Here is a 13981-nt window from a genome sequence, read left to right on the forward strand (position 1 = left end):
TGTATGTAGATCCTTCGTCGCAACACCTTAAACCGCTTCTAGTTAAAAAATTTAGACACTTTGTCTTCATCTTCCAAATTTTCTTGAATAAACAGACTTAACTCTTCTTCAGTCGTAAACTTCCTAATATCTTTTCCATAGAAAGCTTCTAATTCATCTCGAGTAATTGTGAACATTTGATTTTCAAAATTGAACTTCACCCAATCTGCATTTTTCACTAAGCAAAGAAAGTATGTTGCATTATATAATGCAAGCTCATTGTAATTTGTTTCGATTCCCTCACTTTCTTCTGCTTCCCTATAATTAAGTATGATCCCATAAGGTTCTTCCGTTGTTTTTAACTCCAACCCTCCCACTTTTTCTCCATCTGGACTTGGCAGTTCCCTCATTATTTTACTAACGGCACCTGAATCTCCTACATAGGAATCCTTATATTCAAATAAATCTACCGGTTCAGTTTCTTTCTCTACGTTACATCCACTGATTGACAATAGGATGAATATCGCTACTAACAATCGCATCCTGTTAGCCTCCTCCTAGTTTATGAGATAAATACACATATGCTGTAGTTAGACATTCGAATTCTATAGGTTCGTGCATTTGTATTTTACTTTACGTATCACTTCCTTTTTCATCCTAACCTATTCTACACCGCCGGATACAATTCCTTTTTTTTACAAATTATAGATCGGCTTACGCCATATGGGCCGGAGCAGGAACCGCTTTAACTGCATGTATCAGCATCATTTTTTGGGGAGAAGCGCTTACGTTCCTAAAGGGAATCGGGATCCTCTTCATCATCAGTGATAAGCAACCCAGCCAGTTATTTTTCTTTTTCTCTCGTGTTAAGTTAATAGCACCGGCAGTCTCCACTATACGAACCCCATCACTAGGCTTGCAAGATTTAGATTACCAAACACCTTCTCCATCCCCTTTGTATCCTATCAATTGGTCTCGTTCCCTTTTTCTGTTAGTATTTTTTATGTATAGAATGATAGTAGCATACCAATCAAACAGGCCATACTTTTTCCTGTGATGGAATTGGGTATTTCTACTGGATAGAATTCAAGGAGGGCTTACATGAGAAATAGGCGAAGGACGGGTCTCGTAATGTTTACATTACTAGCTATGCTCCTTTTAACTGCATGTCAAAATTCAGCAGAAGAAACGAGTGGTACTCCAACAAAAGAAGGTCGTTCGAAAACAACATCAGACCGAGATTCAACTACAGATGATCTGGACTTAAATGAAGACAAGGACTCGTCTAATCAAACAGCTACAACAAAAGAAACGACGTCTACTAAAGAAGTATATCTTCAAAAATTAGCGGATACGAAGAAGCAAACGGCGGACATGGAAGCTGTAGATACGTCCACATATGCGTTGAAACATGTCGAGAATGAACGTTATGAAGCATGGGACAAGCTGTTAAATGAGATTTATGGCGTCCTAAAGCAACAACTTTCTTCAGAGGATATGGACCAACTGAGAAAAGAACAACGGGATTGGATCGCTGATCGAGACGCTACCGCAAAAGAGGCTTCCATGAAGTATGAAGGCGGAACAATGGAACATTTAGAATATGTGGCTGTATTAGCCAATCTCACAAAGGAGAGAGCATATATATTAGTAGAGGTGTACATGTAATTCATAATGCCACGCTAATCATATGGGAGATGGCATTGTCTCTGTTTTTGCCATCTCCTATATACATACGCCATTTTCATTCCTGTAGTTGTTCGTTAGCCACAATCAAGAATGTATTTCATAGACTAATATATCGAATAGCTCTCCATTAACATAAAGTAACATAGCCCACTCTCCGGAAAGAGGGATGGATACACTCGAGGGGCTTGTAGCGGCCGCTCCATTTGCAGCTCCCCCAAGGGTTAAGGACCAGCCGGTTGTAAGAATTCGATGGACGGTTTCCGTATTTTTATGGTACCCAATAACTGTGAGGCTCGAGTACGGCTCAGCCCCCCATAGATGCCACAGCCATTTTTGGCCGTTATTCACACTCGGCATATCAGCCCCGATAACCCCAGACTTATTTTTATTTCCCAGGATATTGTGATCTATTAATACGGCTTTACGGTTCCAATCAATCTTACGAAAGTCCTCCTCGTGAACAAATTTCGGAACATCAATTGGCAGAAAAGTATTTTCCATGACGGCTAATACTACATCTCCATATAATGCTCCATCGAAGTATATTTCGTATTTCCAGCGTCCACTCTTTGGGACGGTTAAACTTGTAGTATATCTCTCTAAACTCCTGTACCCAGGGGTTGGCTCTGTAATCTTTTCGGAAGATAGCACCTTTATGCGTTCACCAGTCTCTTGATGCGTAGCATATATTTCGAGATTTTTCCCATTATAAGCGGCGAACGATTCTTTAAAACTGAATAAATAGCCATAAGGTTTACCAACAGATAAGGCTGGATCTGGAAAAACAGTAAACATTACCTTTCCATGTTGAGAGTATTCGTTTCGAATCTCCCACTCATTAGCTAATATTTGACTTTCCTTTTCGGTTGTAGCATTGTTTGTCACATTGAAAGTGACAAAATCATTATAAAATAATAGGAGAAATAATGAGGCCGCTAGAGTCGCCGTTACATAAATAGATAGGGCAGACTTCCTTTTTACGGTATTTTTTTCTTCCATGAGCGCAGCCTTAACTCTTTCTTTCTGTAGCTCTGTGAAGTGGACTCCCTTATGAGTGGAAGAATTCATTGCTTTCCGCAAATGCCTTAATTCTTTTTCCATATTATCGCCACCTTTCCATGAGTACTTTTAGCTTCATTCTTGCACGGCTCAGCCTTGTTTTGATCGTGTTCTCATTAAGTTTCAGAACCTCACTGATTTCTTCAACCGATAGCTCTTCATAATAATATAGCGTCACGACTTCCCGATACTTCAGCGGTAAATTTAAAACACATGCAGCTAAATAGGCTTCCTCCCCACTCTTCATAAGGGCTAGCTCTGGAGATAAGTCTGGTGAGTTTGTTTGTCTAAGTAAACTAGAATGACTGATTACCTTTTTTAAAAGTGAACTTTTTAATAAATCTTTGCACTTGTTAATTGTGACCCTAAATATCCACGCCTTGAATGATACAATCTGGTCCAAGTTCTCATATTCTTTATAACAAGTTATCAATACATCCTGTACAATATCCTCAGCAAGATTCCAATCCTTTATATAGTTGTACGAAAGCTTCGTTAACCTGTCTCCATACTCATCCATTAGTCTTTCAAACCATAACTCTTTTTGTTCACAAGTTACGCGAACTTCCTTTCCCTTCATCCCTGTCAATGTATTTCCACCTCATTTCTCACTTACTGCTAAGACGACTCAAATTCACTTTGGTTTCATTTTTTTGAGACTAATTTGACTTCTCTATTTCTTTAATGACTGAATCGAATGCTGGAATGACAGAAAAACCACCGTTCGTTTGAAACTTTTTTAAAAGAAAACGATGCGAGGAATGATAAGGATGAATACGCAGGAACGTCTTAAATGTGGTGGCATTGAGTTTGTGGAAGGAACAGATTATATGCCAATCACACAAAGTAGACTGTCGATGACCGGATCGAATAAAATTTACTCCTTTTGTTTAAATTGCTGTGAAGTTCAATCGATCCGTATCGTACATACAGCTATTTTCAAAAAAAGTTTCTATCCCCCACCTCTATTTTGGTTGAAATCACCATCCAGTGGTAAAATATGATGTAAAGTCTGCTCTGTCGCTGCACAATTTTACGCTTAATTGAACATGTGACGTGCCAGCTGTTTATACTGGTATATAGTCTACTGAAGGTGCTAGACACTGCTCTTTTGTGTGAGAAATTGATTCTTACTTACTAAAAAACATTTATGGAGGGTTGTTCTTGAAAAAGGCATTCCGTTATTTGTTTTCCTTCTTCGTGTTTGTTGCTTCATTAGGAATCTACATGTCCAATCGCATCATGTATATGAAAAAGAAGGATGAGCAGCTAATCATCCAACGGGAAAGTGATGCTGGGAGACTAAATTTAGATACATTTAATCGTTTGCCCAAAAGGGATGTGTTAATTGATTCACCCTTTGGTTATTCCCTCAAAGCTGTGTTAATCGAACCTCATCGAACCAATCGATATGTCATTATCTGTCACGGTGTTACCGAAAATAAAACCAATTCGATAAAATATATGGATTTGTTTCTAGAGCGCGGGTTCAATGCGATTATTTACGATCACCGCCGGCATGGAGAATCTGGCGGGAGAACGACCAGCTACGGTCATTTTGAGAAATTTGATTTGAAAGCAGTTGTAGACTGGTTGAAAATGACGAAGGGGAATGACCTTCTTCTTGGTATCCACGGGGAGTCTATGGGGGCCGCAACGATGCTGTTATATGCAGGAATGCTGGAGGATGGTGCGGACTTCTATATTGCTGATTGTCCATTTTCCGATTTCAAGGAACAACTCGCATACCGGATTAAAGCTGAGTTGAAATTTTATCCGCGGTTTTTCCTACCTGTTGCTGACTTATTTGTTCGCATGCGGCAAAAATATTCACTTGGAGAGGTTTCTCCTATTTCAGTCATTGAAAACATAGCCAATCCCATTTTATTTATTCATAGTGAAAAGGATGATTTCATTCTCCCCACCATGACACAGAATCTGTATGAGAGAAAAAAGGGGCCAAAAGAGCTGTTCCTTGCATCAAATGGTGTTCACGCTCAGTCTTTAAATGAAAATAAAGAGGCTTATGAAACAGCGATTGATGCGTTTTTAGTAAACCATGTCTTTAAGCTTCAATCATAAGTGCTTCTCCTGACCAGCCCCATCATGGGGCTTGGTCATCTACAAGCACATAAAGCTTTTCCTTGAACTTACTCTAGACAAGTGACACTTCGATCGCTTATCCCGATATTTTGTTCACAAAGCTCATTCTCGGATTCAAATATTGATTGGGGCTTTTTAACTGAAAGCAGTTTGACTGGGGACGAAAGTCAATCGTCATCGATTCATCTAAAAAGACCTGTTTTGATTTTTCTATATAGATAGACATTTGATCGGTTTTGACTTCCATATCGTCTTCTTCAAGCTCGTTCACAAACCATAATGCGGTTACTCCGCTTACGACACATCCACAGCCTTCTGTATCGTATTTTAATTTTAAATAACCTTTTTCTGCGGCTATTTTTTCTTGCAGTTTCTCGTACGCTGCTTCTGTTATTCTGATTTCCATGTTTTTTGCTTCCCTTCTATTGCATTTCTTCAACATTGTAACATAACGAACTTTGTTTACTTGTTTCGAACACTTACTTGCTTTTTTCCACATTTCCTTTTACCATCATATAATAATATAGAAAATTTCTGAAAGGAGAGGAATTGATGTCCAAGGTGCAAATTAAGGTGATGGATAATGGTGCCTTCCGCGTTACGGGTGATGTTGAATTAATTGATGTAGATGGGAATGTATTTGAAACGAAACAGGCTTTTTCCCTCTGTCGTTGTGGGCTTTCAGCTAAGCTGCCGTTTTGCGATGGGAACCATAAAGGAAAGTTCGAGTCATGTGTTCGTGCTGAAAAAGTATTAGACGACCAAAAGTAAGCTATTGCGGGTTTCCAGCTGGAAATCCGCACAATTAGCCCTCGGTTAGCTGGACATCGACGATTTCGTCAATCCGAATGTGATGGACCTCGTCAAAGCGATCCATCATATGGAGCTTTTGGGCTAACTCATCCCAATAATGGATTTTCCCCATTAGTAGCTGGTGCTGCCGTTTTTGATAGTAGATCATTGTGACGGTTGTTCCAAACTCCATTGCCTCTGAAATGATGTCATTCATTTGCTCCAAATGCTGTTCATCTACGTGCTTCTTTTGTTCGTACGTATCTTCCAGTGCCCAATTACGAAGTAGCTTAACATGCTCTGGCAGCATCATCGCTGTCCATTTCATTCTTCCACGATCACGAATCATAGTCTTTCTCCTTTCACCTATCCTTTATGCCCACCTACAAGCTTTGCTCGATGTCTAGCTGTTCCAGCAGCTGTATACGAAACCGCTCTAAGAAGGGAAGCAGAGCCAAAACGCCCGCGAATACGGTCCACCACATAACCTAGCTCACGCTTTTTCCAGCTATTTTCATCAAAGAGATTGAGCTGCAGCTCATAGTCATCCACAATATTGCCAATCGCCATTGATATTTTCCGAACCGTTTTTCCTTCATAAAATTTTTCAAATAGCTCTAAACAAACTTGATAGATATCCATTGTCACATTTGTTGGTTCCTCAATCGTTTTTGATCGATAAAATCCCCCGCCAAATTCATCTTGGCTATAGCTAACACCAAAGCTAATTGTTCGACCCGCCTTGCGATGTTGCCTTGCTCTTCTTGCTACCTCTTCGCACATCTCCAAAATTACATGCTTGATTTCTTCTTTTTCTTTATAATCACGCAGTAGGACTTGGCTTTTGCCAAAGCTGATTTGTCCTTCCATAATCGGCGCGCCTATTTCGGATAAATCAATTCCCCATGCATGGTAATACAATTGATTTCCCATCACACCAAACTTCTTTTCCAGCTGCTCTAGATCATAGCGGGCAAGCTGGCCAACGGTGAAAATCCCCATTCCATTTAACGTTTTTTCTACTCTTCTTCCAATTCCCCACATTTCACTTAATGGGGAGACCTCCCAAAGCTTCGTTTGAACGTCCTCATAGCCCCATTCGGAAATTCCTGCCTTTTTCGCTTCTAAATCCAAACAAAGCTTCGCCATTAAAAGGTTCGGTCCAATTCCAATCGCACACGGAAGCTGAAATTCCCGTTCAATGTCATCTTTTATTTTCCAAGCAATCGTCTTTGCATCTCCCCAAAGCTTTACTGCACCATCTACCTTAATAAAGCTCTCATCGACGCTATATGTGTGAATGGCTTCCTTTGGGACGTAACGATGAAACACACGAGTGATTTCTGTTGAGATCCGCATATAAGTTGCCATTTTCGGCTCGACAATCTTAATACGAGGATCCTTAGGAATTTCAAATTTTCGCGAGCCTGTTTTTATTCCGAACTCCTTCTTCATCCGAGGGGAGGCAGCTAGTACAATACTCCCCTCTCTCTTCTTGTCACCTACAACAGCTAAGTAGCATTCCAGTGGGTCTAATCCATCCATGACAGCCGAGCAACTGGCATAGAAGCTTTTCATATCGATACATAAAATCTGATTTTGTGGCATCTTGCTGTAATCAACCATTTCGATCCTCCTCAGAAAAACGAAATAAAATAAGAACACCTGTTCCTTTTATAGTATATTCCTTATCATAAGCGAATATACGTTCGATTTCAATGGCAATTTTTATGACGAATCCCTAGTTTCCTCCACTCTCTAAGGAAGGTAGGGGAAATTATAAGGAACACATTCATGCTGATTACATTTGCTCATATTCCCTCTAAAAATTATGAAATTTCTATGAAATCACCATTTATGTGATATAAGTCATATAAAGCCATTTTCTCCTTTGTCATGATAAAAAGAACGGAAGCAAAAGCTTCTCTACGAAGGAGAGGATTCTATGATAATGAAAAGCCATCGAAGGCTAGAAGTGATGAAGGAAATTTATGCACTTCGAGTGGAAATGTTTTCAGTCAAACAGAATAAGGAACGATATGCAGAATTAAGCCAAAGCCTTGATCAATTATTAGCAGAATACGTGAAATTGAAGGGTGGAGAATAACAGGGGAAATGAAACAACCGCCAAGGTGATGGCGGCTGCTCCGTTCATTTATTTCTGGTTAAAAGCCTTTTTCCCCATTTTTTCAATCAGTGAAGGAAACAAAGCATAGAAGACACTGCCAGCATTCATCCAACGAGGCAAGTTAATCTCTCTTGTACGGGTGAACATTTTATCAACAATTTTTTTAGCAACCTCTTCAGGCTTCAGCATATATTTTTGCACGTTTTGAACGTAGGTCCCTTTTTCATCTGCTATGTTGAAGAAGTTCGTCGCAATCGGACCAGGATTCACAGCGGTAACAAATACATGGTAATCATCTAACTCCATTCGCAAGCTGTTTGTATAGCCAAGTACAGCATGCTTTGTAGCTGAATAGACGCTCGACTTTGGCGTTGCCAGCTTACCCGCCTGTGAAGCGATATTTATGATATGTCCTGCTCGCTGCTTTCGCATGACTGGAAGCACCATCCGAGTACACGCCATTAGTCCAATCACATTCACATCGAACATTCCTTTTATTTCGTCCATTTCCGCCTCATGAGCTTCTCGGAACACACCAAAGCCCGCATTATTAACTAACACATCTACCCGACCCCATTCATCTAGCACTTGAACAAACTGTCGCTCAACTTCTTCTGTATTAGCTACATCCAAAGAGTAGACTTTCACGTTTGTGGAGAATTGTCCTTGAAGCTTTTCCTTTAGTTGCTCCAGCTTATCTAAACTTCTAGCAAATAAAACAAGATTGGCTCCTCTTTCAGCACAGAGCGTTGCGATTTCTGCTCCAATCCCCCCAGAAGCACCTGTTATAATAATATTTTTTCCTTGTAATTGACCTACTGCCACATTTTCACCTCATTACACAGAATAACGGAACGCTTTGTCGTCCTTCTGAATAGTAATTTCCCCTAATGAGCTCAAATAGTCAAGCTGGGCAACTGTTTCAGACATCGTTAACGATAATTCCTTTGCATAAATCGTCGGAAAAAGCCGAACGCATGTCTCATAAACAGTTAGAGGCTTTTCAACAAGCAGCTGCTTCACTTGCATGGCACGTTCGTGCTGACGGACTAACCTTCTTTCAATGAGCCGATGAGGATCTGTAATTTCACCGCCATGACCTGTATAAACAAAGAGTAAAGGCACTTCAAGTAGCTTTCTCAACGAAGCATTGTATTGAAGCTGAGGCTTCGGTCTCTCCGTTTCTCCAGGCAATGGTGGTTCAAGCAAAGGATTCGGAGAGATATTGGCAAGTAAATGGTCACCTGCAATATATACACCATCTCGCTTACGAAGCAAGCCAATTTGACTTTGAGCATGACCAGGGGTTTCAATAACTGTCCACTCAGACATGCCAATTGGATGATCCCCTTCCCCCAACATTCCCGTTAAAGAGCGATTACACGAAAAGCGAAGCGTTTTTTTCATCCGGGCGATATAAGGGAAAAACTCATCCGGAAGACCAAATTCAACGAACATTTTTTGAAAAAAATCGTCATGCTCCTGCAAAAAAAGATCGGCTTGGCTGATCCACCTCTCGTTCCATCTGTGTCCATACACATCTAGAGAAGCAGGAAAATAATCCAGCAACCCTGCATGATCTGGATGGTGATGAGTGAGCACCACCTGTTCAATATCTTCTGGCGTAAGATCTAGATCCTTTAACTGCAAAGTTAACGCTTCCCAGGCCTCATCGGTTTTTGGGCCAACATCCACTAATGTGAGACGCTCTCCTTTTACTACATACACATTTACATCACCAACAGGAAAAGGGGTTGGCAAGACGATTTTAGCAATACCTTCGTTCCATTCAGTCATTTTACATACTCCTCAACGTTATTTTTATATAAAATACCTTCGTAAAGCATCCTTGGAAAAAAACAGGCTCATTATACCTAGTACACTTAAATTCGGTAGGTCTTCATCTTAAGTGTAACTGGAATTCGGTTAATTGTCATTATTTTCACATAATTTAACAACGACAAATAATAGACCAAGCAAAATACTTACTTGACAGACAAGCTCTTCATCCATCATAATCACAAGTAAAACTTTATGACTTTAAAGAAGCAATGAAAAAGGCCAGTAAATGGAATAGTATGAAAAGAGAGTGAGGTCCACCGGCTGAAAGACCTAACCATCCCCTATCCATTGAACCTACCTTAGGAGCTGTTAGGAAAACCTAAACGTCCTCCAACGTTACTGGAGCTAGAGATCATCTATTCTTTTGGAGCGAACACGCCTAGAGAAAAGATGAATAAAGGTGGTACCACGGAAGATAGCCCTTTCGTCCTTTGCAGGATGAGAGGGCTTTTTTGCATTCAAAAAGATTCGTCACGTAAGAAATTTCCACATAAATAACTTTTTTTATTAAAAAACGGGAGGCTACCTACATGAACAAGATCACATTTATTGGAGCAGGCTCCATGGCAGAAGCGATGATGGCTGGTATGGTTTCAAATAGCATGCTAGAGAGCAGCCACATTTGGGTCACAAATCGCACCAACGATACGAAACTAAAAGCGTTAAAAGACAGCTATCGAATCAACACCACCTATGACCTTCATGACCTCCTCGCTGACGCAGAGGTCGTCATTCTCGCCATGAAACCGAAGGATGCGGCTGTTGCCTTAAAGCAAATCAAAGGTCATTTAACGGAGAACATGCTCCTCGTCTCTGTCCTAGCAGGAATATCCATCGACACCATCCAAGCACTCATTGAAAAACCAATCGCCATCGTTCGTGCAATGCCGAATACATCAGCCGCCGTGGGCCAGTCCGCTACCGCCATGGCAACGAATGAGCACGTTACTAGCAAACAATTACGCATGGCAACAGCAATTTTTCAAACAATTGGTCAAACAACGATCGTAAAGGAGCAGCAGCTTGATGCCGTAACGGGCTTATCAGGGAGCGGCCCTGCCTACATCTACTACCTAGTAGAAGCAATGGAAAAAAGCGCAGTAGAAATCGGGTTAGAAAAGGAAATGGCAAAAGAGCTCATTGTTCAAACGTTATTAGGAGCGGCTAGTATGTTAAAGCAGTCATCTAAGGAACCTAGGCAAATGCGAAGAGAAGTAACAAGTCCAGGTGGCACAACTGAGGCTGGTATTCATGTGCTGGAGCAGCACGGGGTTCAAGAGGCCTTTGTTAAATGCATACAAGAAGCAACCTCCCAATCCAAGCGACTTGGGATGCTGCTTACCGAAGAAATAAAAGGAAGCGCTGAATACTCGCAAATGTAGTTATAAGTATGCATCTCCTCTAAACGGCAAAAAATGAAATAGAAAAAGTCGCAAATAGAGGTGGTGTGAATAATGGAGCAAAGCCAAGCCCTTGCATACACAACAATAGCCATGAGTCGATTAGGTTATTCCAAAAGAGAGATTGAAAAGGTCACAAATGAAATGCTAGCTGATTTTAAGGTATATGCAGAAGATGAAATTGAGAGACTGGCCGATGAAATTCTGTTTCAACAACCGTAAATAGAGCGTAAATTTATTTGATCGAGGTATGCGAAAAATGGATGATATGCGCTCCAGATGCTTGCGAGGTCACTGAAAAAATCCTTAAAAGATTGATTAGATTGGACGTTTGATTCCCCCTACAGGATGCTTCGCTTTCTATATAGAATAATTAAAACGTTGAATAAAAAAAGACTATAGATCAACTCATCATAACTCGAATTGGTCTATAGTCTAAGAATGAGCGCCCCTTATCGATCGCTCATTTTTCATGAATTCTGCGAGCAAAGTCCACAAACTTGAATTTATCAGGACGGTGTCTTGATTCTGTATATTGAAAAAGACTGGCATCATCTAAATAGACATAATTTTTAATCACGACAACATTATGAAACCCTTCAAGGTCTAGCAGGGTTCGGTCTTCAGCTGTTGGCTCCTCGACCACAATCTCTTTCTTAGCAAAGCTGATTGTTAGCTGCAGTTGATTTTCCAAATAATCATAGATGGATGCCTCGCAAATTTCCTTTGTTAAGGAAGGAACATATTTCTGATGAAAGAAATCCTTGTCTAGGATAATCTTCTTCCCCCCAATTTCACGTACACGAATCACTTTCCATACAAAATCATCGTCTGTAACAGGCAGCTGCTTCTTTAAGAAGTCATCTGGTTCGACCAGCGACGTTTCATGAACAATGGTATGAGAGGCTTGGCCTAATTTTTGGGCAAGCTCCTGAAAGCTTACAAGTCCAGAGACAGGAAAATCGAATTTATCTTGAGCAATAACGACTGACCCTTTGCCGCGGACCTTTTGGATATAGCCGTTTTGTGCTAACAGGTTTAAAGCCTTTCGGATGGTTTCACGGGAAGCATTGTAGCGATCCTTTAATTCATGCTCTGAAGGGAGTAATGCATTCGGCTCAAGCTCCCTCGCTTTGATTTGTTCGAGAATATCACTATAGATCGTTAAATACTTGTTTGCCATCGCGCACGCCACCTATTTTTTCAAATGATACACAACAGACTCATAAGGACGCAATTCGATTTCGTGGAAGTCCTTTGGTGAATCGCTGTAATTAGAAAGGAGTATGTCACCCTTGTAGCCATCTAAATGTAATTGTGAAGGCAATTCAAAGGTCGTGTTCTTCCCATAAAAATTATTGACGACTAAGAGCTTTTCGTTCTGACCATTTCGTAGGTAAGCAAAGATCTGCTCATGATCATCTAAAATTAGCTGGAAATCTCCTTCAATGATCATATCATATTCTTTTCTTAATTGAATCAGTTTTTGATAATGATAGAACACTGAATCCGGATCTTCCACTGCGACTGCAGCATTGATGTCACGATAATTTGAAGCTACTGGAATCCAAGGCTCCCCGCTTGAGAAACCAGCATTCTCACTAGCATTCCACTGCATAGGCGTTCTTGAGTTATCTCTTGATTTTTGCTTGAGGATGTCCATTATTTCCTGTTCATTCATCCCTTGTTCCTTCAGGATAGTATACATATTTAACGATTCTACATCCCGGTAATCAGAAATTGAATCAAACTTCGGATTGGTCATCCCGAATTCTTCTCCCTGATAAATATAAGGAGTTCCTTGCATACAGTGAATCGTAGTTGCAAGCATTTTCGCGGACTCCTTATGATATTCTTCATCGTTACCTAGTCGAGAAACAATCCTCGGCTGATCATGATTGCACCAAAACAGTGCATTCCAGCCTCCGCCTTTATGCATTTCCATCTGCCAAGTAGAAAGAATGTCCTTTAACGATTGAAAATCAAATTCAGCGTGAGTCCATTTCTCCCCATTTGGATAATCCACCTTTAAATGATGGAAGTTAAAGGTCATATTTAATTCCTTACGTTCTGGGTGGGTATATTTAATGCAATTATCAATAGAGGTCGATGACATTTCTCCAACCGTCATCATGTCATATTGACTGAACACCTCTTGATTCATTTCATGCAAATATTCATGCACTCGAGGCCCATCTGTATAAAACTTTCGTCCATCTCCAGGAGGCACTGATCCGTCATCGTCTGGGAAGCCTTGGTCCTTTGAAATTAGGTTGATTACATCCAGGCGGAAGCCGTCTACCCCTTTCTTCAACCAAAAGTGCATCATATCATACACCTCGTTTCGAACCCTTTCATTTTCCCAGTTCAAATCCGCTTGTGTTTCATCGAACAAATGTAAATAATATTGACCAGTTCCTTCATCAAGCTTCCAAGCAGACCCACCAAACTTAGACTGCCAGTTCGTTGGCGCCTCTCCATCCTTCGTATCCTTCCAAATATAGAAATCACGGTATGGATTGTCTTTCGATGCGCTCGCTTGACGGAACCACTCATGTTCTGTTGAAGTATGGTTCACAACGATGTCCATAATAATTTTCATATCCCGGCTATGCGCTTCAGATAAAAGCTTGTCAAAATCCTCCATTGTTCCATATTCTTCATAAATACGAAAATAATCGCTAATATCATAGCCATTATCACGTTGAGGAGATTGATAAATAGGCGTTAGCCAGATGACATCAATTCCTAACTTCTTTAAATAATCGAGCTTCTCGATAATACCCGCAAGATCACCTACACCATTTCCAGTCGTATCATTGAAGCTTTTCGGATAAATTTGGTATACCACCGATTTTTTCCACCAAGGTTGAGACACGAGAACACCACCCTCATTCAAATTATGTTTATTTTGCACATGCTGTATGGTTAATGATTTCCACTTTTTCATCTAAGGTAATGCTAATAGCAACCAGACTGAGCACCTGGT

The 13981-nt window shown here is 40.5% G+C and carries 17 protein-coding genes; 7 read left to right on the forward strand and 10 right to left on the reverse strand.

Going from position 1 to position 13981, the window contains the following annotated elements; genetic code table 11:
• Positions 1-38 precede the first annotated feature (38 nt).
• Complete coding sequence (locus LS684_RS13785) at positions 39-521, reverse strand: DUF4825 domain-containing protein (protein WP_233806752.1); 483 nt, start codon at positions 519-521, stop codon at positions 39-41.
• A 137-nt stretch (positions 522-658) separates the two neighbouring features.
• On the opposite strand from LS684_RS13785, the gene LS684_RS13790 reads away from it, so the two are divergent.
• Positions 659-1036 (forward strand): DMT family transporter, encoded by a 378-nt coding sequence (locus LS684_RS13790; protein WP_267930421.1) that lies wholly within the window; start codon positions 659-661, stop codon positions 1034-1036.
• Between the two features lie 44 nt (positions 1037-1080).
• On the forward strand, positions 1081-1647 hold the full coding sequence (locus LS684_RS13795) for a lysozyme inhibitor LprI family protein (RefSeq protein ID WP_233806755.1): 567 nt from the start codon (positions 1081-1083) through the stop codon (positions 1645-1647).
• Positions 1648-1752: 105 nt separating this feature from the next.
• On the opposite strand, the gene LS684_RS13800 is transcribed toward LS684_RS13795, so the two are convergent.
• The gene (locus LS684_RS13800) at positions 1753-2769 is read right to left on the reverse strand and encodes a DUF4871 domain-containing protein (RefSeq protein WP_233806757.1); all 1017 of its coding nucleotides are present in this window, start codon (positions 2767-2769) and stop codon (positions 1753-1755) included.
• A 1-nt stretch (position 2770) separates the two neighbouring features.
• Positions 2771-3307, reverse strand: a complete 537-nt coding sequence (locus tag LS684_RS13805; protein WP_233811661.1) for a sigma-70 family RNA polymerase sigma factor — start codon at positions 3305-3307, stop codon at positions 2771-2773.
• Positions 3308-3891: 584 nt separating this feature from the next.
• Here LS684_RS13805 and LS684_RS13810 point away from each other — a divergent pair.
• Positions 3892-4809 (forward strand): alpha/beta hydrolase, encoded by a 918-nt coding sequence (locus tag LS684_RS13810; protein WP_233806759.1) that lies wholly within the window; start codon positions 3892-3894, stop codon positions 4807-4809.
• 97 nt (positions 4810-4906) lie between these two features.
• On the opposite strand, the gene LS684_RS13815 is transcribed toward LS684_RS13810, so the two are convergent.
• Positions 4907-5236, reverse strand: coding sequence for an iron-sulfur cluster biosynthesis family protein (locus LS684_RS13815; RefSeq protein WP_233806760.1), 330 nt, complete (start codon positions 5234-5236; stop codon positions 4907-4909).
• A 146-nt stretch (positions 5237-5382) separates the two neighbouring features.
• On the opposite strand from LS684_RS13815, the gene LS684_RS13820 reads away from it, so the two are divergent.
• Positions 5383-5601, forward strand: coding sequence for a CDGSH iron-sulfur domain-containing protein (locus tag LS684_RS13820; protein ID WP_233806761.1), 219 nt, complete (start codon positions 5383-5385; stop codon positions 5599-5601).
• Between the two features lie 34 nt (positions 5602-5635).
• Here the strand turns inward: LS684_RS13820 and LS684_RS13825 are convergent, their stop codons facing one another.
• Both LS684_RS13825 and LS684_RS13830 read right to left on the reverse strand, forming a co-directional pair.
• Positions 5636-5971: a YolD-like family protein gene (locus LS684_RS13825; RefSeq protein ID WP_233806762.1), complete on the reverse strand. Its 336-nt coding sequence runs from the start codon at positions 5969-5971 to the stop codon at positions 5636-5638.
• Between the two features lie 17 nt (positions 5972-5988).
• Positions 5989-7248: a Y-family DNA polymerase gene (locus tag LS684_RS13830; protein WP_233806763.1), complete on the reverse strand. Its 1260-nt coding sequence runs from the start codon at positions 7246-7248 to the stop codon at positions 5989-5991.
• 319 nt (positions 7249-7567) lie between these two features.
• Here LS684_RS13830 and LS684_RS13835 point away from each other — a divergent pair, with 319 nt between their 5' ends.
• Positions 7568-7729, forward strand: coding sequence for a hypothetical protein (locus tag LS684_RS13835; RefSeq protein WP_233806764.1), 162 nt, complete (start codon positions 7568-7570; stop codon positions 7727-7729).
• Between the two features lie 48 nt (positions 7730-7777).
• Here the strand turns inward: LS684_RS13835 and LS684_RS13840 are convergent, their stop codons facing one another.
• On the reverse strand, positions 7778-8575 hold the full coding sequence (locus LS684_RS13840; protein ID WP_233806765.1) for an SDR family NAD(P)-dependent oxidoreductase: 798 nt from the start codon (positions 8573-8575) through the stop codon (positions 7778-7780).
• A gap of 12 nt (positions 8576-8587) precedes the next feature.
• Positions 8588-9547, reverse strand: a complete 960-nt coding sequence (locus LS684_RS13845; protein WP_233806766.1) for an MBL fold metallo-hydrolase — start codon at positions 9545-9547, stop codon at positions 8588-8590.
• Between the two features lie 575 nt (positions 9548-10122).
• Between LS684_RS13845 and proC the strand changes: the two genes are divergently transcribed.
• Both proC and LS684_RS13855 read left to right on the forward strand, forming a co-directional pair.
• Positions 10123-10974: a pyrroline-5-carboxylate reductase gene (proC, locus tag LS684_RS13850; RefSeq protein WP_233806768.1), complete on the forward strand. Its 852-nt coding sequence runs from the start codon at positions 10123-10125 to the stop codon at positions 10972-10974.
• A 72-nt stretch (positions 10975-11046) separates the two neighbouring features.
• Positions 11047-11214, forward strand: a complete 168-nt coding sequence (locus LS684_RS13855; protein WP_233806770.1) for a hypothetical protein — start codon at positions 11047-11049, stop codon at positions 11212-11214.
• Between the two features lie 241 nt (positions 11215-11455).
• On the opposite strand, the gene treR is transcribed toward LS684_RS13855, so the two are convergent.
• Positions 11456-12175, reverse strand: coding sequence for a trehalose operon repressor (gene treR, locus LS684_RS13860; protein WP_233806773.1), 720 nt, complete (start codon positions 12173-12175; stop codon positions 11456-11458).
• 12 nt (positions 12176-12187) lie between these two features.
• Entirely contained in the window at positions 12188-13870 is a 1683-nt protein-coding gene (gene treC / locus LS684_RS13865) for an alpha,alpha-phosphotrehalase (RefSeq protein ID WP_233806774.1), read from the reverse strand.
• Positions 13871-13981 lie beyond the last annotated feature (111 nt).

The organism is Cytobacillus spongiae (assembly GCF_021390075.1).